This is a genomic window from Stenotrophomonas sp., assembly GCF_036662295.1.
In the GTDB taxonomy this organism is placed as follows: Bacteria; Pseudomonadota; Gammaproteobacteria; order Xanthomonadales; family Xanthomonadaceae; genus Stenotrophomonas.
Genome location: NZ_JAVWXA010000001.1, coordinates 32566 through 53583, shown reverse-complemented (window position 1 = coordinate 53583; position 21018 = coordinate 32566). Strand labels below are relative to the sequence as shown.

At 69.1% G+C, this 21018-nt stretch carries 24 protein-coding genes and 1 other RNA gene; 11 read left to right on the top strand and 14 right to left on the bottom strand.

Features of this window, described 5'->3' with window-relative positions; genetic code table 11:
* Nucleotides 1–275 precede the first annotated feature (275 nt).
* On the top strand, nt 276–1640 hold the full coding sequence (gene mpl, locus RSA25_RS00255) for a UDP-N-acetylmuramate:L-alanyl-gamma-D-glutamyl-meso-diaminopimelate ligase (protein ID WP_332806913.1): 1365 nt from the start codon (nt 276–278) through the stop codon (nt 1638–1640).
* A 13-nt stretch (nt 1641–1653) separates the two neighbouring features.
* The gene (locus RSA25_RS00250) at nt 1654–2232 is read left to right on the top strand and encodes an LON peptidase substrate-binding domain-containing protein (RefSeq protein ID WP_332806912.1); all 579 of its coding nucleotides are present in this window, start codon (nt 1654–1656) and stop codon (nt 2230–2232) included.
* Nucleotides 2233–2265: 33 nt separating this feature from the next.
* On the opposite strand, the gene RSA25_RS00245 is transcribed toward RSA25_RS00250, so the two are convergent.
* Complete coding sequence (locus tag RSA25_RS00245) at nt 2266–4266, bottom strand: VTT domain-containing protein (RefSeq protein ID WP_332806911.1); 2001 nt, start codon at nt 4264–4266, stop codon at nt 2266–2268.
* A gap of 102 nt (nt 4267–4368) precedes the next feature.
* On the opposite strand from RSA25_RS00245, the gene RSA25_RS00240 reads away from it, so the two are divergent.
* The gene (locus RSA25_RS00240) at nt 4369–5031 is read left to right on the top strand and encodes a serine/threonine protein kinase (protein ID WP_332806910.1); all 663 of its coding nucleotides are present in this window, start codon (nt 4369–4371) and stop codon (nt 5029–5031) included.
* Between the two features lie 11 nt (nt 5032–5042).
* Nucleotides 5043–5540 carry a DUF2867 domain-containing protein gene (locus RSA25_RS00235; protein WP_332806963.1) on the top strand — a complete coding sequence of 166 codons (498 nt, stop codon included), beginning with the start codon at nt 5043–5045 and terminating at the stop codon, nt 5538–5540.
* Between the two features lie 16 nt (nt 5541–5556).
* On the opposite strand, the gene RSA25_RS00230 is transcribed toward RSA25_RS00235, so the two are convergent.
* Nucleotides 5557–6243, bottom strand: a complete 687-nt coding sequence (locus RSA25_RS00230) for a hypothetical protein (RefSeq protein WP_332806909.1) — start codon at nt 6241–6243, stop codon at nt 5557–5559.
* A 58-nt stretch (nt 6244–6301) separates the two neighbouring features.
* Here RSA25_RS00230 and RSA25_RS00225 point away from each other — a divergent pair, with 58 nt between their 5' ends.
* Together RSA25_RS00225 and RSA25_RS00220 are read left to right on the top strand one after the other, a co-directional pair.
* The gene (locus RSA25_RS00225; RefSeq protein ID WP_332806908.1) at nt 6302–7171 is read left to right on the top strand and encodes an NAD(P)-dependent oxidoreductase; all 870 of its coding nucleotides are present in this window, start codon (nt 6302–6304) and stop codon (nt 7169–7171) included.
* Nucleotides 7172–7231: 60 nt separating this feature from the next.
* The gene (locus RSA25_RS00220; protein ID WP_332806907.1) at nt 7232–8215 is read left to right on the top strand and encodes a YiiG family protein; all 984 of its coding nucleotides are present in this window, start codon (nt 7232–7234) and stop codon (nt 8213–8215) included.
* A gap of 48 nt (nt 8216–8263) precedes the next feature.
* On the opposite strand, the gene RSA25_RS00215 is transcribed toward RSA25_RS00220, so the two are convergent.
* On the bottom strand, nt 8264–9136 hold the full coding sequence (locus RSA25_RS00215) for an ion transporter (RefSeq protein WP_332806906.1): 873 nt from the start codon (nt 9134–9136) through the stop codon (nt 8264–8266).
* 66 nt (nt 9137–9202) lie between these two features.
* Between RSA25_RS00215 and RSA25_RS00210 the strand changes: the two genes are divergently transcribed.
* The gene (locus RSA25_RS00210) at nt 9203–10432 is read left to right on the top strand and encodes an acetylornithine transaminase (RefSeq protein WP_332806905.1); all 1230 of its coding nucleotides are present in this window, start codon (nt 9203–9205) and stop codon (nt 10430–10432) included.
* 64 nt (nt 10433–10496) lie between these two features.
* On the opposite strand, the gene RSA25_RS00205 is transcribed toward RSA25_RS00210, so the two are convergent.
* A complete protein-coding gene (locus tag RSA25_RS00205; protein WP_332806904.1) occupies nt 10497–11108 on the bottom strand; it encodes an HAD-IA family hydrolase in 612 nt (203 codons plus the stop codon).
* Nucleotides 11109–11219: 111 nt separating this feature from the next.
* Between RSA25_RS00205 and azu the strand changes: the two genes are divergently transcribed.
* Nucleotides 11220–11678, top strand: a complete 459-nt coding sequence (gene azu / locus RSA25_RS00200; protein WP_332806903.1) for an azurin — start codon at nt 11220–11222, stop codon at nt 11676–11678.
* Nucleotides 11679–12058: 380 nt separating this feature from the next.
* On the opposite strand, the gene hemL is transcribed toward azu, so the two are convergent.
* Nucleotides 12059–13348 (bottom strand): glutamate-1-semialdehyde 2,1-aminomutase, encoded by a 1290-nt coding sequence (gene hemL / locus RSA25_RS00195; protein ID WP_332806902.1) that lies wholly within the window; start codon nt 13346–13348, stop codon nt 12059–12061.
* Nucleotides 13349–13363: 15 nt separating this feature from the next.
* Nucleotides 13364–13999, bottom strand: coding sequence for a thiamine phosphate synthase (gene thiE / locus RSA25_RS00190; protein ID WP_332806901.1), 636 nt, complete (start codon nt 13997–13999; stop codon nt 13364–13366).
* A 72-nt stretch (nt 14000–14071) separates the two neighbouring features.
* Between thiE and RSA25_RS00185 the strand changes: the two genes are divergently transcribed.
* Nucleotides 14072–14263: a rubredoxin gene (locus RSA25_RS00185; RefSeq protein ID WP_332806900.1), complete on the top strand. Its 192-nt coding sequence runs from the start codon at nt 14072–14074 to the stop codon at nt 14261–14263.
* Nucleotides 14264–14349: 86 nt separating this feature from the next.
* On the opposite strand, the gene RSA25_RS00180 is transcribed toward RSA25_RS00185, so the two are convergent.
* The 8 genes from RSA25_RS00180 to RSA25_RS00145 all read right to left on the bottom strand — a co-directional run bounded on the left by RSA25_RS00180 (nt 14350) and on the right by RSA25_RS00145 (nt 18935).
* Nucleotides 14350–15195 carry a tetratricopeptide repeat protein gene (locus RSA25_RS00180; protein WP_332806899.1) on the bottom strand — a complete coding sequence of 282 codons (846 nt, stop codon included), beginning with the start codon at nt 15193–15195 and terminating at the stop codon, nt 14350–14352.
* Nucleotides 15196–15269: 74 nt separating this feature from the next.
* Nucleotides 15270–15722, bottom strand: a complete 453-nt coding sequence (locus tag RSA25_RS00175) for a DUF192 domain-containing protein (protein WP_332806898.1) — start codon at nt 15720–15722, stop codon at nt 15270–15272.
* A gap of 51 nt (nt 15723–15773) precedes the next feature.
* Nucleotides 15774–16421 (bottom strand): ribose-5-phosphate isomerase RpiA, encoded by a 648-nt coding sequence (rpiA, locus tag RSA25_RS00170; RefSeq protein WP_332806897.1) that lies wholly within the window; start codon nt 16419–16421, stop codon nt 15774–15776.
* A 28-nt stretch (nt 16422–16449) separates the two neighbouring features.
* Complete coding sequence (locus RSA25_RS00165) at nt 16450–16926, bottom strand: EVE domain-containing protein (RefSeq protein WP_332806896.1); 477 nt, start codon at nt 16924–16926, stop codon at nt 16450–16452.
* A 25-nt stretch (nt 16927–16951) separates the two neighbouring features.
* Nucleotides 16952–17554, bottom strand: a complete 603-nt coding sequence (locus RSA25_RS00160; RefSeq protein ID WP_332806895.1) for a 5-formyltetrahydrofolate cyclo-ligase — start codon at nt 17552–17554, stop codon at nt 16952–16954.
* Nucleotides 17555–17632: 78 nt separating this feature from the next.
* A non-coding RNA gene (gene ssrS, locus RSA25_RS00155) (6S RNA) lies at nt 17633–17817 on the bottom strand.
* A 603-nt stretch (nt 17818–18420) separates the two neighbouring features.
* Nucleotides 18421–18717 (bottom strand): cell division protein ZapA, encoded by a 297-nt coding sequence (locus RSA25_RS00150; protein ID WP_332806894.1) that lies wholly within the window; start codon nt 18715–18717, stop codon nt 18421–18423.
* The gene (locus tag RSA25_RS00145) at nt 18714–18935 is read right to left on the bottom strand and encodes a TIGR02449 family protein (protein ID WP_038686482.1); all 222 of its coding nucleotides are present in this window, start codon (nt 18933–18935) and stop codon (nt 18714–18716) included. The genes RSA25_RS00150 and RSA25_RS00145 overlap by 4 nt, the downstream gene beginning before the upstream one ends.
* A 185-nt stretch (nt 18936–19120) precedes the next feature.
* On the opposite strand from RSA25_RS00145, the gene RSA25_RS00140 reads away from it, so the two are divergent.
* Both RSA25_RS00140 and RSA25_RS00135 read left to right on the top strand, forming a co-directional pair.
* The gene (locus tag RSA25_RS00140; RefSeq protein WP_332806893.1) at nt 19121–19669 is read left to right on the top strand and encodes a UPF0149 family protein; all 549 of its coding nucleotides are present in this window, start codon (nt 19121–19123) and stop codon (nt 19667–19669) included.
* 7 nt (nt 19670–19676) lie between these two features.
* Nucleotides 19677–21002, top strand: a complete 1326-nt coding sequence (locus tag RSA25_RS00135) for an aminopeptidase P N-terminal domain-containing protein (protein ID WP_332806962.1) — start codon at nt 19677–19679, stop codon at nt 21000–21002.
* Nucleotides 21003–21018: the final 16 nt, after the last annotated feature.

Here is a 21018-nt window from a genome sequence, read left to right as displayed (position 1 = left end):
ACACACACGCCCGGCCCCCGAAGGGGCCAGGCGTGCGGTTTAGGTGCCAGCGGACGAGCTTGCTCAGAGCCCCGCAGCATGAGCCCCCCTGGGGATGGCCTCTTGGGGAGTAGGACCAATGGGGTACTACGGCTGGCCAGCTGAATTGTGTCCGTATTCACATAAGCTGGCTATCGGGGATTCCCTGACACCCCGACATCATCTCCCTACGATCGATAGAGGAATTGTCTGACGACAATGGCCCTCGATGCAGGGGATCGGCGACAATCCAACGCATGAGCAAGATTCACATCCTTGGTATTGCCGGCACCTTCATGGGCGGCGTGGCCGCGTTGGCGCGGGAACTGGGCCATACGGTCCATGGCAGCGATCAGGCGATCTATCCGCCGATGTCCACCCAGCTGGAGCAGCTGGGCATCGCACTGGACCCGGGCTACCGGACCGACAGCGTCGCGCCCGACTGCGACCAGGTGATCGTCGGCAACGCACTGTCGCGCGGCAATCCGGCGGTGGAAGCGGTGCTCGATGCGGGCCAGCGCTACATCTCCGGCGCGCAGTGGCTGTCCGAGCAGGTGCTGCCCGGGCGCGACACGCTGGCCGTGGCCGGCACCCACGGCAAGACCACCACCACCTCCATCCTGACCTGGCTGCTGCAGGCCGCCGGCCGCGAACCGGGCTTCCTGATCGGCGGGGTGGCCGAGGACTTCGGCGTGTCCGCGCGCCTGGGGCAGGGCCGGGCGTTCGTGGTCGAGGCCGACGAATACGACACCGCCTTCTTCGACAAGCGCAGCAAGTTCGTGCACTACCGCCCGCTGGTGGCGATCCTCAACAACCTCGAATACGACCACGCCGACATCTTCCCCGACGTGGCCGCGATCCAGCGCCAGTTCCACCATCTGATCCGCACCGTGCCCGCGCGTGGGCGCCTGATCGTCAACGGCGAGGATGCCTACCTGGCCGAGGTGCTGGCGATGGGCTGCTGGACCCCGGTGGAGCGCTTCGGTTTCGATCCCGCGCTGGAATGGCACGCCGAGCTGGTGCAGGCCGATGGCAGCGTGTTCGTGGTCCATCACCGCGGCGTGCGCGTGGGCGAAGTGCGCTGGCCGCTGCTGGGCCGGCACAACGTGCTCAACGGGCTGGCCGCCCTGGCCGCCGCGCATGCGGTGGGCGTGGACCTGGCCACGGTGATCCCGGCGCTGGCCACCTTCCGCAGCGTCAAGCGCCGCCTGGAAGTGATCGGCCAGGCGCGCGAGGTCACCATCTACGACGACTTCGCCCACCATCCCACCGCCATCCACACCACGCTGCAGGGCCTGCGCGCCAAGGTCGGCCAGGCGCGGATCGTGGTGGCCATGGAGCCGCGCAGCAACTCGATGCGCCTGGGCGCGCATGCCGATGCGCTGGCGCCCTCGCTGGCGCTGGCCGATGCGGTGGTGTTCCTGCACCGGCCGGAGCTGGCCTGGGATGCGGCCGGCGTGATCGCCGCGGTGCGCGGGCAGGCCCATGCCGTGCCCGATACCGATGCATTGCTCGCGCGCCTGGGCGCGATCGCCCAGCCCGGTGACCATGTGGTGTTCATGTCCAACGGCGGCTTCGACGGTGCGCCGCGCCGCTTCCTGGCGCAGCTGCAGGCCCACTGAGCCGGTGGATGCCATGACCGACACCGCCACGCTGCCGTTGTTTCCCCTGCATGCGGTGCTGTTGCCCGGCGCCGCGCTGGGCCTGCGCGTGTTCGAGCGCCGCTACCTGGACATGCTGCGCGAGTGCAGCCGCCAAGACACCTCCTTCGGGGTCTGCCTGATCCTGGACGGCGAGGAAACCGGCGCCCCGGCGGCACCGGCCGCCTACGGCGTGGAGGCGCGGATCGAGGATTTCGACGTGGGTGCCGATGGCGTGCTGATGCTGCGCCTGCGCGGGCAGCGTCGCTTCCACGTGCTGCGCACGCGGGTGCGCGATAACGGCCTGGTGCTGGGCGAGGTGCAGTGGCGCGCGCCGGACCACGATGACGAACTGCGGCCCGAGCATGCGCTGCTGGCCACCGTGCTGGAGCACATCATCGAACAGGCCGGCAGCGCGTTCGCGCCCCGCCATCCGGCGCAACTGGAGCAGGCGGCCTGGGTCGGCTGGCGGCTGGCCGAATTGCTGCCGCTGGAAGAATCCCAGCGCCTGCAACTGCTGCAGCACGACGACCCGCACCAGCGCCTGGACGACCTGCTGGGCTGGATGCCGTAACCGGCCTCGCGCGCGGGCCGCGCGAGGCGGCGATCATTGCGCTGTCGGCGTGCGCACCCGCAGCACCGGCATCTGCGTCTCCGGATGCGTGTCCACCTGCTGCGGCAGGCCATCGAGCGCCTCGCGCACCGCCGACAGCGACGGATCGATGCCACGCATCGGCCGCCACATCCCGATCAGGTGGAAATGCTGCTGGTAGTGCAGCGTCTGCGCGCTGCCCAGCCACAGCGGCTGGTCGCCCGGCTGCAGCCGCGTGGGCGCCGGCCACAGGCGCAGCGCGAAGATCTCCTCCGGCGCGTTGCCCGGGCGCAGCATCAGCAGCGATTCCACGCGCGTATCCAGCGTGGCCGGCAGCACCGGCACCTGCTCGGGCGTGGCCGACTTGTCCAGCATCAGCAGCGCCTGCTCCCAGCCGGCCTGCGGCTGCACGTGCCAGCCCTGGCTTTCCAGGCGCTGTTGCAGCGGCGCCAGCGGCCCGGCCACCTGCACGTCCAGCGGCCAGCGCTGGTCGTCATCGAATTCGTTGCGACGCGAGGGCAGCTGCGTCCATTGGGTCTCCCACCAGGTGATGGCGGCCACGTCCACCGGGGCCGGCTGGGCCGGCTCGAAGCGGGCCAGCTTCAGCGGGATGTTGCGCGGGGCGTACCACAGCGCCGCCAAGGTGAAGGTGCCGTAGAACAGCCAGGCCACCGGCTTGACCCAGAACGAGCGGTTGAAGCGGCGGCGGTAGGCGATGCCCAGCACCAGCAGCCAGAAGATGCCGAACAGCATCCCGCCGACCACATCGCTCAGCCAGTGCGCGCCCAGGTACAGGCGCGCGAACCCGATCAGGCTGACCACGATGCCCGACAGCAGGTAGGGCCACACGCGGGTGCGGCCCGGCAGCTCGCGTGCGATCAGCACCGCGAAGAAGCCGAAGATGATGGTGGCCATGGTCACCGACACCGACGGGAAGCCGAAGCCGCTGCTGGCATCGGGCGGGCGCACCACGTGCACGGTGGCGCCCAGCAGCTTGCACAGCGCCAGGCCGAAGGCCAGCGCGGCCAGCCAGTGGGTGGCCGCCATCCAGCGCCGGCGCCAGACCAGGTAGGCCATGCCCACCGCCGTGGCGGGCAGCAATACCTGCCAGGCACCCAGCGAGGCCAGCGCGGCCATCGGGTAGTCGGCCAGCGGGTTGCGCAGGGCCAGCATCGCATCGTGCACGGCCAGGTCCAGGCGCAGCGGCTCGCCATGCGCCACCACCGCCATCAACAGCGCAAACCAGCACCAGCCCAGCAACAGCAGCATCAAGGCCAGCATCGCCAGCGGCACCGACTCGCGCCGCTGCGGATCGAACACCGAGACCGAGTAGCGGCCCAGCGTGGGATGGCGCTGCGACCAGCGCAGCAGCGTGGCCAGCCAGCTGTCCATGCGCGAGGCCGACCAGCGATAGCTGTAGAGCACGATCGCCCACACCGCGCCCATCAGCACGGCCACCAGGCCCAGCACCATCACCAGGCGCCCAGCCACCGCGGCCACCGCGTCATAGGCTTCGCCCAGCACCCAGCCCGGCGCCAGGAACAGCACCGCCCAGGACAGGCTGGCGATGCCGCTGGCCTGGAAATACCGCGACAGCGGCATCTTCATCATGCCGGCGATGGCGGGCACGAACGGGCGGATCGCGCCCACGTAGCGCGCCACCAGGATGCTCTTGAATGCATTGCGGCGGAACATCGTCTCGCCACGGTCCAGCAACTGCGGGTATTTGCTGAACGGCCAGAAGCCACGCAGGCGGTCGCCCCAACGCCGCCCGACCCAATAGCTGATGCCGTCACCGGCAAACGCGCCCAGAGCCGCGCACGCCACCGCATAGGGGCCGGAGATCTGGCCCAAGCCGATGAACACGCCCACGGCGAACAGCAGCGGCAACGCCGGCACGATCGCGCCCAGCACGATGACCGCATCGCAGAAGGCAATGAGGAAGATGACCGCACCGGCAAGCACGGGGTGAGCTGAGATCCACGCAAGCGTGGCATCGATCCATGACGAGTCCATCGCCCGATTATAGGGGTGTGAAGGTGACTGCCTGCCCGCCAAAGGAAGCCAACGTGCGTCAACAACGGTGAATGCACGCGATCGCGCCCCTAGAATGAGCCGATGAAACCCGCGCCCGATCCCGCCCCGCATGCCCTCAAGGCCGATAGCTTCGGCCGCATCCTGCTGATCGAGCAGGACGGCCAGCGCTTTGTCCGCCGTGACCTGGAGGCAACGCCGTGGTGGCTGCGCCTGCCGGCGTGGTGGCTGGCCCGGCGCGAGGCCCGCGCGCTGGCGCACCTGGACGGCATGGCCGATACCCCGGCGCTGCTGGCCTGGAACGGGCGCTGGCTGGATCGCAGCTTCATGGCCGGCGATGCGATGTACCAGCGCCCGCCACGCGGCGACCTGGCCTATTTCCGCGCCGCGCGCCGCCTGCTGCAGCGGGTGCACCGGCACGGCATCGCGCACAACGACCTGGCCAAGGAAGCCAACTGGCTGGTCCGCGAGGACGGGTCGCCGGCGTTGATCGATTTCCAGCTGGCGGTGATCGGCAACCCGCGCTCGCGTTGGATGCGCCTGCTGGCGCGCGAAGACCTGCGCCACCTGCTCAAGCACAAGCGCATGTATTGCCGCGACCGGCTCACCCCGGTGGAAATACGCCTGCTCAAGCGCACCTCATGGGTGCGCGATCTGTGGTTCCGTACCGGCAAGCCGGTCTACCGCTTCGTCACCCGCAGGATCCTGCACTGGGAAGACAACGAAGGGCAGGGGCCCAAGCCGTGAGCCAGCCGCCGATGGTGGTCGTGCCGGTGGATGCCGGCAACGTGCTGCATGCGCAGCGGCCCGGGGCCGACTTCGTGCATGCCTGCCAGGCGGCCGTGCCGCGCGCGGGCCGCTCGGCGTTGCAGGCCTACCGGGACATGGCCGCCACCGTGCCGGCCTGGTTCGACGGGCTGATGGCCGTGCGCAACCGCGGCATGCGCCTGCTGGGCATGAAGCACCTGGGCTCGCTGCGCGCGGTGCCCGACGCGCCCGATCCACGCCCCGGCGACCGGCTGGGCATCTTCACCGTGCAGCAGTGCACGCCCGATGCGATCGTGCTGGAAGACGACGATCGCCACCTGCATGTGCAGGTGGCGCTGCAATGGCGGGGCGACTGGCTGGAGATCGCCACCGTGGTGCACACCCACAATGCCTTCGGCCGGCTGTACATGCTACCGGTGGCGCCGATCCATCGGTGGATCGTGCCGCGCCTGCTGCGTCGGCAGGTGCAGCGCTACCGTCCCGGTTGAGCCGGCCCGGCCTGCATTACGGCACCACCTGCTGCCCGATGAAGTGCCGCTTGGCATCGAAGTCGTAGCCGATCTGCAGCTGCCCCGCCTCGGCGCAGGCGTGGCAGTCGCGCAGCGGCGTGCGGTAGAGCAGGCGCACGCCGCCGTCGGGCAGCGGCGCGGTGCCGGCGGCCTGCGCCGGGGCGAACGGGATCGCCTGCGGATGGGTCTTCAACAGTGCCTGCATGGCCGGGTCGGCCCGCAGCGTGTCGGTCCACTGCACCGTGTCCACGTCGATGCGCTTGCCGCCGGCATCGACCAGGCGCGTGCCTTCGTTGGTGTTGGCGCGGAACGGGTAGGTGACCGTCGCCACGCCGATGCCGTCGTGTTCATGCCAGGCGGTGACGAAGGCCAGGTCGCCGTCGGTGGAAAGCTGCTGGGCGGCGGCCACCGCATCGGCGCTGGCACCGCCGGCCTGCATTGCGGTGGTCAGGCACTTGGGCGTGGCCGCCTCCGCGCCCTGGCGGCAGGCGTTGAGATCCCCGCTCCAGACCACCGCCTTGCTCCAGCGCAGCGTGCCGTTGGCAGGTTTGGCGGTGGCGGTGGCGGCATGGGGCGCGGCAGGTTCGGACGCGGCGCCGGCCGGTTCGGCCGGGTCGCCCTGGCAGGCGGTGGTGATCAGCAGCAGGCCCAGGGCGGGCAACACACAACGGGAACGGCGCATGGCAGCAACCTCGCAGCGGTAACCGGGAGGCCACTATCGTCACGGGGCGGTGAAATCCATGTGGGCGCGGCATACTGGCCGGATCGACGAATACGCAGGAGCAACCGACGTGGCCAGTCTGCAAGGCAAGACCCTTTTCATCACCGGCGGCTCGCGCGGCATCGGCCTGGCCATCGCCCTGCGCGCGGCGCGCGATGGCGCCAACGTGGCGATCGCGGCCAAGTCGGCGGTGCCCAACCCGAAGCTGCCGGGCACCATCCACAGTGCGGTGGAGGCGGTGACGGCGGTGGGCGGCCAGGGCCTGGCGCTGAAGTGCGACATCCGCGAAGAGGACCAGGTGCGCGCGGCGGTGGCCGCCACGGTGGACACCTTCGGCGGCATCGACATCCTGGTCAACAACGCCAGCGCGATCTGGCTGCGCGGCACGCTGGACACGCCGATGAAGCGGTTCGACCTGATGCAGCAGGTCAACGCGCGCGGCAGCTTCCTGTGCGCGCAGGCCTGCCTGCCGCACCTGCTGCAGGCGCCCAACCCGCACATCCTCACCCTGGCCCCGCCGCCCAGCCTGGACCCCAAGTGGTGGGGACCGCACACCGGTTACACCCTGGCCAAGATGGGCATGAGCCTGGTCACCCTGGGCCTGGCCGCCGAGTTCGGGCCGCAGGGCGTGGCGGTCAACGCGCTGTGGCCGCGCACCATCATCGCCACCGATGCGATCAACATGATTCCCGGCGTGGACGCGGCCGCCTGCCGTACCCCGCAGATCCTGGCCGATGCCGCCCACGCGGTGCTCACCCGCGAGGCGGCCGGTTTCAGCGGGCAGTTCCTGATCGATGACGAGGTGCTGGCCCAGGCCGGGGTGACCGACCTGGACGGCTACGCGGTGGACCCCTCGCGCGCGCTGCTGCCGGACCTGTTCCTGGAGTGACCCGTACACGCCCCTGCTAGACTTGCGCTCTCTGGAAACGTTTACAACATGGAGAGGTAGATGAAGCAGGTGGTATCTGCGGCCGTGCTGGCCGCTGCAATCGGGCTGGCGCTCAGCGCGTGTGGTGGCGGTGACAAGGCCCCCACGGCGGCAAAGGAAGCGGCGGGCAGCGCCGCGCCGGACAACATGGAGGCGCAGCAGGCGCTGACCGCCAAGCTCAACGACTACATCGACTGTTACAACAGCATGGACGCGGACCTGCACCGGGGCATCACCGTTTACACCCGTTGGATCGACGACGTGGAGGCGGGGCCGACCGGCAAGGAAGGCGACGGCTACGGTCCCGCGCAGGTGGACGCCTACCGGCTGAAGAAGTGCGATGAAGCGATCACCCGCGCGCAGGCGGCCAAGCCCGCGCTGCCCGCCCTGGATGGTGCGGCCAAGGATTACCTGGCGCAGTTGCATGCGCTGGCACCGCTGGCCGAAGCGGCCTACAGCTACTACAACCGCGACGATTTCGAGGACGATGGCTTCGCCCGTGGCAAGCAGATGCACGCCCCGCTGATGGCGGCGCTGCAGGCATTCACCGCGTCCAGCGAGCGCTTCAGCGATGCGCTGGAAGCGCAGAACGACGAGGCCCAGCGCGCGCAGCTTGCCGCACTGGAAAAGGCCGATGGGCGCACCATGGAGTTCTACCGCCTGTCCATGATGCTGGAAGCCAAGGCGCTGGTGGATTTCATGAGCGAAGACACCTTCGACGTGGCCGCCGGTGCCGAGCGGATCGCCGCCTTCAATGCGATTTCCGACGAAGCGCACGCCAAGGTGAAGCCGGAAGCGAACAGCACCGGGTGGTCCACCTTCGAGATGTCCGCCGAGCAGTTCCGCCGCGAGAGCAAGGAACGGCTGGCGCGGGTGCGTGACAAAAAGCCGTATTCCAAGCTTGAAAAGGGCTGGATGGACCACCCCACGCTGGCACCCGGCGGCTCGCCGCTGAAACTGATGAACGCCTACAACGACCTGGTCCAGCGCGGCAACCGGCTGTAATGAGGGCGCCGGGTGCCGTTGGCGGCACCCGGCGCGTAGACCGCCCCGCTACTGGTTGAACACCGCCGGCAAGGCGTGCCCGCAGCGTCGGCAGTGGCGGGCGTCCGGTTCGTGCCCTTCCAGGCCGCAGTGCAGGCAGCCGCGCGCATCGCGGCGGGCGGCCAGGTCGGCATCGCGCATGGTGCTGGCCAGTTCGGCGGTGTAGATGCCGGTGGGCACGGCGATGATGCTGTAGCCGATCAGGATCAGCACCGAGGTCACGAAGCGGCCCAGCACGGTCTGCGGCACGATGTCGCCGAAGCCGACCGTGGCCATGGTCACCACCGCCCAGTACATGCTGCTGGGGATGCTGGTGAAGCCGTGGTTGGGGCCCTCGATCACGTACATCAGGGTGCCGGCGATGATCGTGATGGTGACCACCGTGAACAGGAACAGCAGGATCTTGCGCCGGCTGCGCCACAACGATTCCATCAGTACGCCGCTTTCTTCGATGTAGCGGGTCAGCTTGAGGATGCGGAAGACCCGCAGGATGCGCAGCGCGCGCACCACCAGCAGGCTCTGCGCGCCGGGGATGAACAGGGACAGGTAGGTGGGCAGGATCGAGGCCAGGTCGATGATGCCCCAGATGCTGAACGCGTAGCGCAGCGGCCGCCGCACCACCACCAGGCGCAGCAGGTACTCGGCGGTGAACAGCACCGTGAAGCCCCATTCGAGCACGTACAGCCAACTGGCATGGGCCAGGTGGAAGCGCTGCACGCTGTCGAACATCACCACCAGCACGCTGGCGATGATGGCGTAGACCAGCAGCAGGTCGAAATTGCGCGAGGGCCGGGTGTCGTGGCGGTAGATGATGTCGAACCAGGTCCGGCGCCAGCCGGTCTCGGTGGCGGGGTTCAGCTGGGGGGCGGTGAGCGGTCGCATGGGCTGCATTGTGCCCCACCGGCCCAAGGCGCGAGAATGGCACTTTCCCGCCAAGCCCCGACTGCCATGACCGCCGCTGCCACCGATCCGCTGTTGTCCCTGTCGCATTACTACCTGCCGGTCTACAAACCGCGCCAGGTGGTGCTTGAGCGCGGCCAGGGCGCCCGCGTCTGGGACAACCAGGGCCGCGAGTTCATCGACCTGGCCGCCGGCATCGCCGTGTGCGGGCTGGGCCACAACGACCCGGACCTGACTGCGGCGCTGATCGAGCAGGCCGGCAAGCTGTGGCACACCAGCAACGTGTTCTACAGCGAGCCGCCGCTGCGCCTGGCAGAGGAGCTGGTCACCGGGTCGCGTTTCGCCGAGCGGGTGTTCCTGTGCAACTCCGGCGCCGAAGCCAACGAAGTGGCGATCAAGCTGGTGCGCAAGTGGGCCGCCTCGCAGGGCCGCCCGGCCCACCAGCGGGTGATCGTCACCTTCCGCGGCAGCTTCCACGGCCGCACCCTGGCCGCGGTGACCGCCACCGCCCAGCCCAAGTACCAGGAAGGCTACGAGCCGCTGCCCGGCGGCTTCCGCTACGTGGACTTCAACGATGAGGTCCAGCTGGAAACGGCGATGGCCGCCGGCGACGTGGCCGCGGTGATGCTCGAGCCGATCCAGGGCGAGGGCGGGGTGATGCCGGCCAAGCCGGGCTTCATGCAGCGCATCCGCGAGCTGTGCGACCAGCACGGCGCGCTGATGGTGCTGGACGAGATCCAGGTGGGCATGGGCCGCACCGGCACCCTGTTCGCGCATTGGCAGGACGGGATCAAGCCGGACATCGTGACCCTGGCCAAGGCCCTGGGCGGCGGCTTCCCGATCGGGGCGATGCTGGCCGGCCCGAAGGTGGCCGAAGTGATGCAGTTCGGCGCGCACGGCACCACCTTCGGCGGCAACCCGCTGGCGGCGGCGGTGGCGCGCGTGGCGCTGCGCAAGCTGTCCTCGCCGGACATCGGCCACAACGTGGCCCGCCAGTCGCAGGCCCTGCGCGATGGACTGGGCCGGATCAACGACGAGTTCAAGGTCTTCAGCCAGGTGCGTGGACGTGGCCTGATGCTGGGCGCGGTGCTGGACAAGGATTTCGCCGGCCAGGCCGGGGCCATCCTCGACCATGCCGCCGAGCACGGCCTGCTGACCCTGCAGGCCGGCCCGGACGTGCTGCGCTTCGTGCCCTCGTTGAACATCACCGACGAAGAAATCGCCGAAGGCCTCAAGCGCCTGCGCGCGGCCGTGCAGTCGTTCATCGCCGCGCGATGACCGCGGGCCAGGTGGAGCCGACAGTGGGTCGGCTGCGCTTGCGTTCGCCCAGCAACGCCTGGCGCTACGCCAGGCGGTAGCGCTTCAGCACCTTGCCGAGGCTGCGGCTGTCGGTCGCCGTCTCCGCGTGCAGCCCCGCCTGTCGCGCACCGCGCACGTTGGTGAACAGGTCATCGATGAACAGCGTGCGGCCGGGCCGCGCGTCCAGCAGCGCCATGGCCTGCACGAACACCGCCGGATCCGGCTTGCGCCCACCCAACGCACCGCTGCACAGGATGCGCCCGTGCAAGGCCGGGGCCAGGGCCGGCAGGATGCGCGGGAGGGTGTCGGCCATCAGCGCACCGTTGTTGGTCAGTACCGCGATCGGGAGGCGGCGGGCGACCTGCGCGATGCGCTCGACCACCCCGGCCTGCGGCGTGGAGGCCGCGATGCGGGCCGCCTGCCACTGCGCCACGCTCACCGTGCTGCCCAATGCATCGCCCAGTTGCTGCAGATAGAGCGTGCTGTCCAGGCCGGCGTCGTGCTGCTGTTCCAGGCCGCTGTCGTACAAGGCGGCGTGCACCTGCGCGTCGCTGCAGCCGGTGCTGGCGGCCAGGTGGCGCACGCGCAGGGGCCGCGAATAGCGCACCAGCACCCCATCGACATCCAGCAGCAGGCCATCCACGGCAGGGGTCATCACGCACGCTCATCGGTCCAATGCCCGACGGTACCGCAGCCGCAGGCACCGTGCGACATCGCGTCGCAGGCCGCGCACCCGCGTGGCCTCTAGAATCGCGGGCAGTGTTCGATGGAGATTGCCGTGAAACTGCTTGTTCCCGTGTTGCTTGCCGGCCTGGTGCTGGCCCCGGCCGCGCACGCCCGCGTATGCGCGGTCAGCATCGACAGCACCGACCAGATGACCTTCAGCCAGAAGGAGATCAAGGTCGGCGCGGACTGCAGCCAGGTCACGCTGACCCTGCGCCACACCGGCAAGCTGGCCGCCACCGCGATGGGCCACAACTGGGTGCTCACCCGCAGCGCCGATTACGCGCCCGTGGCGATGGCGGGCATGCGCATGACGCTGGCCGACAGCTACCTGCCCAAGGCCGATGCCCGCGTGCTCGCACACACCACGGTGATCGGCGGTGGCCAGACCACGCGCGTGACCTTCGCCACCGCCAAGCTCACCAAGGGCGGCGACTACACTTTCTTCTGCTCGTTCCCCGGCCACTTCGCGATGATGAAGGGCCGTTTCATCTTCGGCTGACCGCTATCGGCGGACCGCCGCATCGCGGCAATGGCGTGCGTCACCGCGCCTCAACAATCGGCGCACGTCACCGCACCGGTAGAGCCACCCCATGGGTGGCTGCACGCAACGCCTGATCGGAGGGGCAGCCACCCATGGGGTGGCTCTACCCCCAGGATCGCAGCGATTCATCAGGCCGGTATCGCCATTCCACAATCGGCGCACGCCCCGCGCCTCCACCATCGGCGCAGGTCGCCGCGCCGGTAGCCACCCCATGGGTGGCTGCACGTAACACCTGATCGGGAGGCAGCCACCCATGGGGTGGCTCTACCCCCCAAAATCGCGGCGATTCATCAGGCCGGTATCGCCATTCCACAATCAGCGCATGATCGCGGCGATGCTCAGCCCTTGACCACCTTGAACGCCTCGCGGGCGGCTTCCAGGGTGGCCTCGATCACGCTGTCATCGTGGGCGCTGGACATGAAGCCGGCTTCGTACGCCGACGGCGCCAGGAACACGCCGCGCTCCAGCATCGCGTGGAAGAAGGTGTTGAACGCGGCGATGTCGCACGAGGTCGCCTGCGCGTAGGTTTCCACCTGTTGATCGGTGAAGAACAAGCCGAACATGCCGCCCACCTGGGTGGTGGTCACCGCCACGCCCGCGGCCGCCGCGGCCGCTTCCAGCCCGGCGCACAGGCGCGCGGTGGCCGCGGCAAGGCGATCGTGGAAGCCGGGTTCCTGCACCAGTTCCAGCATGGCCAGGCCGGCGGCCATCGCCACGGGGTTGCCGCTGAGGGTGCCGGCCTGGTAGATCGGCCCGGCCGGGGCGATCTGCGACATCAGGTCGGCGCGGCCGCCATAGGCGCCCACCGGCATGCCGCCGCCGATGATCTTGCCGAAGGTGGTCAGGTCCGGGGTGATGCCGTAGTGCGCCTGCGCGCCGCCGAGTGCGACCCGGAAGCCGGTCATCACTTCATCGAAGATCAGCAGCGCCCCGTACTGGGTGCACAGCGCACGCAGGTGCTGCAGGTAGCCGGCGCGCGGCGGGATGCAGTTGGCGTTGCCGACCACCGGTTCGATGATCAGCCCGGCGATGTGCTCGCCCTGCTCGGCGAACAAGGCGGTGGCCGCCTCGACATCGTTGTAGGGCAGGGTCAGGGTGAGCTCGCTCAGGCCGGCCGGCACGCCCGGCGAGGTGGGCACGCCCAGGGTCAGCATGCCGCTGCCGGCCTTGACCAGGAACGAGTCGCCATGGCCGTGGTAGCAGCCCTCGAACTTGACGATGCGGTTGCGCCCGGTGGCGCCGCGCGCCAGGCGGATGGCCGACAGCGTGGCCTCGGTGCCGGAGTTGACCATGCGCACCATCTCGCACGAGGGGATCAACCGGGTGAGGGTTTCGGCCATCACCACTTCGGCCTGGCACGGCGCGCCGAAGGACAGGCCGTTGTTGATCGCGTGCTTGACCGCCTGGCGCACGGCCGGGTGGTTGTGGCCGACGATCATCGGGCCCCACGAGCCCACGTAGTCGATGTAGCGGTTGCCATCGACGTCGTACAGGTAGGCGCCGTCGGCGCGCTCGACGAAGAACGGCTCGCCGCCCACCGACTTGAACGCGCGCACCGGCGAATTGACGCCGCCGGGAAGCAGCTTGCGGGCACGGCTGAACAGGGCGTGGGACTGGTCGTGGTTCATGGGGTTTCCTGGGGCTTACGCGAACTGGGCGAGGAAGGCGTGCTGGGTGGCTACCGGATCGGCGGCGGCGAACACGCTGCTGACCACGGCCACCAGATCGGCGCCGGCGGCAATGAGGGGACCGACATTGTCCGGGGTCAGCCCGCCGATCGCCACCCGCGGCACGCCCAGTGCGGCGCTTTGCCGCAGCAGGTCGGTGTGGGCGCGGCTGGTGGTGACCTTGGTGGTGGTGGGGAAGAAGGCCCCGAAGGCCACGTAACTGGCACCGGCGGCGACGGCGCGCTCGGCATTGGCGAACTGGTCATAGCAGGAGGCCCCGATGATCGCCTGCGGGCCGAGCAGGGCGCGCGCGGCGCCGATGTCGCCGTCGGTGCCGCCCAGGTGCACGCCAGCCGCCCCCACCAGGCGGGCCAGGGCCGGGTCGTCGTTGATGATCAGCGGCACGCCGCAGGAGGCGCACAGGGCCTGCAGGGCGGTGGCCTGGGCTCGTTGCAGGGCGGCATCGGCGGCCTTGTTGCGGTACTGCAGCCAGGTGGCGCCGGCGGCCAGCAGCGGCGCGGTGCGCGCCAGCAGGCGGGCGGTGTCGGCCTCGTCGGGGGTGATCAGGTACACACCGCGCGCGGCGGGCGTGGAAGCGGGAGCAGGAGTCATCGGTGGCTACCGGTAGTACGACGGGAGTGGGACAATGGCCTTCGCCAGTTCTTGTCCAGCCGTGATTATCCAATGACCGATGCCACCGCCACCACCTTCCGCACCTGGATGTGCGTTGTCTGCGGCTTCCTGTACCGGGAAGTGGACGGCCTGCCCGAGGAGGGCATCGCGCCGGGCACGCGCTGGGAAGACATCCCCGACACCTGGACGTGCCCGGACTGCGGCGTGACCAAGGACGATTTCGAGATGGTCGAGGTCGATTGACGCGTGTCGCGTGACGCACGACCCACGGTCGTGCGGTACATCGGCGCGGGAGGTGGAGGTCTCGACCTCGGGTCGATGTGTCGCCGTCAGTGCAGACGCGGCAGGCGCCCGCTCATCTCCACCAGCTTTTCGCGGACCCAATGGGCGTCGGTGGCCTGCGCGTTGCGCTGCAGGTACAGGGCCAGGTCGCTGCGCGCGCCGGCCTGGTAATCCAGGTGCAGGTAGGCCATGCCACGATCGCGCAGGGCGTCGTCCTGTTCGGGGGCCAGCTTGAGCAGGCGGTCGGCACTGCGCGCGGCCCGGTCCCACTCGCCGCGCTCCACGTACACCCCATGCAGGTTGCGCAGCATGCGCATCAGGATCGCGCGCGCCGGGGCGGCATCCAGGATCTGCGCCAGCACGTGGTCGTCCGGGGTTTCACCGCCCAGGTGCGCACGCGCACGCTCGCGCAGTTCTTCCACGTCCAGGGGGCGCCCGCCGTTGAACGGGTCCATCACCAGCATGCCGTCATCCACCGGCAGCCGCACCAGGAAATGGCCGGGGAAGGACACCCCGTCCAGCGGAATGCCCAGGCGCCGGGCGACTTCCATCTGCACCAGCGCCAGCGAGATCGGGTTGCCCAGGCGGCGTTCGAACACCTGGTTGAGGTAGCTGTTGCGCGGGTCGTAATACTCGCCGTGGTCGCCGCCGTAGCCCAGTTCGTCGAACAGGTGGCGGTTGACCGCGGCGATCTTCAGCGGCCAGTGCTCGATGGTGTCCACCTCGGTGCGCAGGTGGTCGGCATGGCTCTGCAGGACCGCGTCGTAGACGGTCGGATCCAGGTCGGGGTATTCGTCGCGGGCGATCAGCAACGCGGTGGGCAACAGCGGCAGCGCGTCATCGTCCAGCTCGGCCAGCGAATCCCACGTCGGCAATGTGATCAGCCCCTGCATGGCTACAGACTGGCGTCAAACGCAGCCGGTTTCAAGCAGCCCGGCGTGAAAAACACCGGGCACCGGGGCGGGGCTCACTTCGCGTCGGCGATGCCCGGGCCGAAGATGATCTGGGTGCCATCCTGCAGGCCCAGCTTCTCGGCCTGGCCGGCGTTGAGTTCGAGCACGTAGCGGGCGGGGCCGCTGCTGGGGTACGGCGGGCAACGATCGCCGGCCGAGCACGGCGGCACGTCGCGCTGCTGGCTGACCAGGCGGCGCTCGGCATCGAAGTACAGGATGTCCAGTGCGATCTTGGTGTTCTTCATCCAGTACGCCTGCAGTTCCTCGCGCTCATGCAGGAACAGCATGCCGTGGTCGGCGGGCATCTGGTCGCGGAACATCAGCCCGCGGGCGCGGCTGGCGTCATCCACGGCCAGCTCCACCTGGTAGCGGGCACCGCCCAGTTCCACCCAGTGGCGGGCGCCGCTGCTGGCGCAGCCGGTGAGGGTCATCAGGAGCAGCAGCGACAGCAGGCGGATCAACGACATCGGGTCTACCTCGAAGTGGGAGAGGCCGACCCACCAAGGCCGGCCATGGAATCAGAAGACCTGCGGCGGTTGCCCGCCCACGATCACCACATCGGCCGGGCGCCGCGCGAACAGGCCCACGCAGACCACGCCGGGCAGCTGGTTGAGCTCGCGCTCGAGGGCGACCGGGTCGGTGATCTGCAGGTGGTGGATGTCCAGGATCGCGTTGCCGTTGTCGGTGACCACCCCTTCGCGCCACGCCGGCTGGCCGCCGGTCATGTCCATGATGCGGCGGGCCACCAGGCTGCGCGCCATCGGGATCACTTCCACCGGCAACGGGAAGCGGCCCAGCACCGGCACCTGCTTGCTCGGGTCGACGATGCACACGAAGCGCTCGCTGGCCTCGGCGATGATCTTCTCGCGGGTGAGCGCGGCGCCACCGCCCTTGATCAGGCACTTTTTGCCATCGCACTCGTCGGCGCCGTCCACGTACAGCGACAGGTTGCCGGTGTGGTTGAGTTCCATCACCTCGATGCCGTGCGCGCGCAGGCGCGCGGTGCTCTGCTCGGAGCTGGACACGGTGGCCTTGATGCGGTGCTGGATACGGGCCAGGCCGTCGATGAAGTAGGCAACGGTGGACCCGGTGCCGACGCCGACGATCATGCCGTCTTCGACGTATTCCAGGGCTTTTTCGGCAGCCAGGCGCTTGGCTTCGGACATGGCGGGGACTCTTGGAAGAAAGGGGGGATCAGGGTTTTTCGAGTGACAGCAGCGTTTTCCACTGCGCAGCGGTCACCGGCAGGATGGACAGCCGGTTGCCGCGCGCGATGAGCGGGAAGCCCTCGCCCAGCGCATCGGCATGCAGCTTGATCTCATCCAGGGAAATGGTGTGGCGCAGCTTGCGCTCGAAGGCCACGTCCACCAGTACCCAGCGGGGTTCCTCGCGGGTGGCCTTGGGGTCGTGGTAGTCCGATTTGGGGTCGAACTGGGTATCGTCCGGGTAGGCCTCGCTGGCCACGGTGGCGATCCCGACGATGCCGGGCACCTTGGTGTTGGAGTGGTAGAACAGCACCCCGTCGCCGACCTTCATGCCATCGCGCATGAAATTGCGCGCCTGGTAGTTGCGCACCCCGTTCCAGGGCTCGCGGCCCACGCGCTGCAGATCGTCGATGGAAAAGGCGTCCGGTTCGGACTTCATCAGCCAGTAGCGCTTGCGTGCGGTCATGCGTCTTTTCTGTCGCGGTAGTCTTTCATTGCGGTAGGTGCCGACCGTTTGCCGGTACACAAACGAGGGTGGAACTGTCGGTGCAGATCGCATCCACCGCGACATCCCAGGGCTGTACCGGCAGGTCATCGACCTGCTGCACCGAGAAGCCGACCCCGACCAGCCACGGCGGGGCCGGGCGCTGGTGGCGGAATGCGAAGCTGCGATCATACCAGCCGCCTCCCATGCCCAGGCGCCTGCCGAGTGCGTCGAAACCGACCAGGGGCGCGACCACCAGCGCCATCTGCTCCGGGGCCAGGGTGTGCTCGGCGGCCACGTCTGGTTCGGGGATGCCATAGCGGTTCTGGGTGAGCGGCTGGCCGGGCCGCCAGGCGGCAAAACGGAGGGTGTCCCCGGCCAGGATCGGCAGGCAATAGTGCAGGGCGGGCGGCAGTTGCATCTGCCAGCGGTGGAGGGCAATTTCCCCGTCCATGGCCCAGTAGCCGGCGACGAAACCGCTGGCGGGGGCGAACGGGAGCTGGAGCAGGCGGTGGGCCAGTTGCTCGGCCGCGGCGAGGCGCTGGGCGGCGGGGATGTCTCGGCGGCGTTGGCGCAACTGCTGGCGCAGTGCGGAGCGCGGGTCGGTCATGCCTGGGTCCGGGGCGTGGTGCGGGCGCGGATAAAACAAGAGCGACGCCCGAGGGGACGTCGCTCTTGCCGGAATACTGCATTCTCCGCGGTGACGATGCGTGCGAAACGACCTTGAACCCGGGGTTCAAGTGGGTACGCTGGGGTTCCTTCGGGCTTCCCGCTACAAGGCGGACTTGCACTCCCGGCGCCGTCGCGCACCCGTGGTCGTAATTAAGGGACAAGGCGAATGTTTGCACACGCCGTCGTTCACAGCAGAGAACGCGTGGCCATTATAGCCAAGCGCGCGCGGAGGGATAGGCCGTTCGTCGGTCGGATTGCAGGTGAATTCAGATCGATGAAGGCCATGCGATGGGCTTGTGCAATGGATGCTTGGCATCAGGCGTGGTCGCGCAGTGCGGTGCGAGGGCCTGTCTTCGATGGGGGCCGACGCGCGCGTCCGGGGCCCCGTGGCGGGCGGGAGACCCTTGTGCAATGGTCCCCCGGCTGCCGGCGCAGCCACCTCCTTTATTTTGCCAAGTATCTCCCGCCCGCCACGGGGCTTGGCTTGCGGTGGCGTGAGGGCACTTCTCTTGTTGCCCTGGGTGCTGGGGTGAGCGGATCGGGTGCCTGCTGGGGCACCAGCGCGGATGCCGGCGTTTGTTCTGCACGGGGCCGCAGGCAGCAGGGCTTTGCCCACCTCTCCGCAGACCGAGCCGTTTCGGGGCCGACAGGCCCGTGGGCAAAAAAAATGGGGAGGTCGCCGCCCGCCGCCCGGGGACATTTTCGCCCAAGGCCAGGCGGCCCCCCACCGGCCCCCCCCCGCGCGTATCACCTGGAAGAAGTCACAGCTCCCGCTTCGGCTTCGGCTTCGGCGTCAGCCCAGCCTCAGGCGCCGTCGATCGCCCGGTCCAGCCGCCGGTTCAGGTCGGCCAGCGTCTGCTGCAGGGTCACGGCCTGGCGTGCGTGTTCATCGCGCAGCTGCTGCAGCTCATGGGCCAGGTTGAGCGCCGCCAGCACCGCCACCCGGTCCACCGCGGCCATCCGGTTGCTGCCCCGGATCTCGCGCATCTTCGCGTCCAGCAGGCGGGCGGCGGCAGTGAGGCTTTCGCGTTCCTCCTGGCCCACGCCCACCGTGTACTCACGGTCCAGGATGCGGACACTCACCGGTTCGGTCTGGCTCATGTGTGCTGTTCCAGGGACTTGAGGCGGGTGATCATCGCTTCGACCCGCGAGCGGGCCTGCTCGTTCTTGGCCAGCAGCTGCGAGCGCTCGGCCACCAGCTGTTCCTGCTGGTGGCGCAGGCTGCGGTTTTCCTCGGCCAGGCGCTGGTTGCGTTCCAGCAACGCCTCCACCCGGGCGGCGAAGGCCTGCAATTGGGTGATGGCGTCTGAGGGTTCCATGTCCGGCACGATAGGCAAGGGCGGTGGAGGCGGTCAAGCGAATAATCACGGGGCCTGCGGGGCCAGCGCCCGGGGCAGCGGCAACGCCGGCGGCAACCCGACGCGGACAGTCGGATTGCTACACTGTGGCGCTGCCGGATCCTGCCTGAGCCGGGCCTGGCGTCTTTTCCCGATCGAGCCCCAAGATGACCGAACTACCGAGTGTCAATGACGTGAACCTGGCCAGCCAGGCATTGGGCCTGGGCGCCAATGCCGCTGAACTGCATGGTGGCCTGTGTGGCTGGCTCTCGGCCGGCGGTGCGCCGGTGCGCGAATGGCCGGCGCGGGTGCTGGCCGATGACAACCTGCCGCTGCCGGCCGAGGATGACGCGCTGTCGCGCCTGCTGCAGGCCAGCGTGGCCCAGCTGGAAGACCGCGACTTCGCCTTCGAGCTGCTCCTCAGCGATGCCACCGATACCGCCGCGCAGGCCGATGCCCTGTTCACCTGGGCGCGTGCTTTCCTGGGCGGCTTCGGGCTGGGCGCGGGCGGCCGTCGTCCCACCCTGTCCGAAGAGGGCGAGGAAGCGCTGAACGACCTGGCCAAGCTGGCCCAGGCCTCCAGCGAGGATTTTGAAAGCGGCAACGACGACGATGACGATGCGCTGGCCGAAATCGAGGAGTTCATCCGCGTGGCGGTGCTGTTGCTGCATGGCGACTGCGTGATGGCCGCGCGCCATCGGCAGCGCCTGAACTGAGATGGATATCCGGCAGCTGACCGGCATCGCCGCCGCTGAATACCGCCGCCGTCGCCAGCAGTTGATGGAGATGGCCGGCGACGACGCCATCCTGGTGCTGCCGGCCGCCGCCGAGCGGGTGCGCAGCCTGGATACCCACTTTCCGTTCCGCCAGGATTCGGATTTCTGGTACCTGAGCGGCTTCCCCGAACCGGAGGCGGTGCTGGTGCTGATCCCGGGGCGTCGGCATGGTGAGGTCATCCTGTTCTGTCGCGAGCGCGACGCCGATCGCGAAGCCTGGGACGGTGCGCGCGCGGGCCAGGAAGGGGCGGTCGCGCAGTACGGCATGGACGATGCCTACCCGATCGACGACCTGGACGACATCCTGCCCGGCCTGCTGGAAGGGCGCTCGCGGGTGTATTACCACTTCGGTCGCGATGCCGAGTTCGATCTCAAGCTGATCGGCTGGGTCAACTGCGTGCGCTCGCAGGTGCGCCACGGCGCGCAGCCGCCGCATGAGTTCCTCGAGCTGGGCCACCTGCTGCACGAGCAGCGGCTGTTCAAGTCCAGCGCCGAGGTGGCGTTGATGCAGCGCGCCGCGGACATCAGCGTGCAGGCGCACCGCGCGGCGATGCGGGTGGCCCGACCGGGCATCCACGAGTACGAACTGCAGGCCGACCTGGAGCGCGAGTTCCGCGCCAACGATGCGTGTGCGGCCTATTCGAGCATCGTCGGAACCGGGGCCAACGGCTGCATCCTGCATTACCGCGACAACAGCGCGCGCACGCGCGATGGCGAACTGGTGCTGATCGATGCCGGTGCGGAGTATCGCGGCTATGCCAGCGATATCACCCGTACGTTCCCGGTCAACGGCCGCTTCACTGTCGAGCAGCGTGCGTTGCACGACCTGGTCGGGGCCGCGCAGGCCGCGGCGCTGGCCGAAGCCCGGCCGGGCAACTCTTATGAGGCCGGCCACCTGGCGGCGGTGCAGACGCTCACCGACGGGCTGCTGCGGCTCGGGCTGCTCAAGGGCAGCCTGGAGGAGAACATCGCCGAAGGCCACTACCAGCGTTTCTACCGGCACAAGACCGGGCATTGGCTGGGCCTGGACGTGCACGACGTGGGCGACTACCGCCTCGCCGGCGACTCGCGCATGCTCGAGCCGGGCATGGTGTTCACCATCGAGCCGGGCCTGTATGTCGCCGCCGACGACCGCAGCGTGGAAGCACGCTGGCGCGGCATCGGCATCCGCACCGAGGACGACGTGCTGATCACCGAAGACGGCCACCGCGTGTTGACCGCGGCGCTGGCGCGCAGTGCCGACGAGATCGAAGAAGCGATGGCGGCGCGCTGAGCGCTCGTCGCGCGGA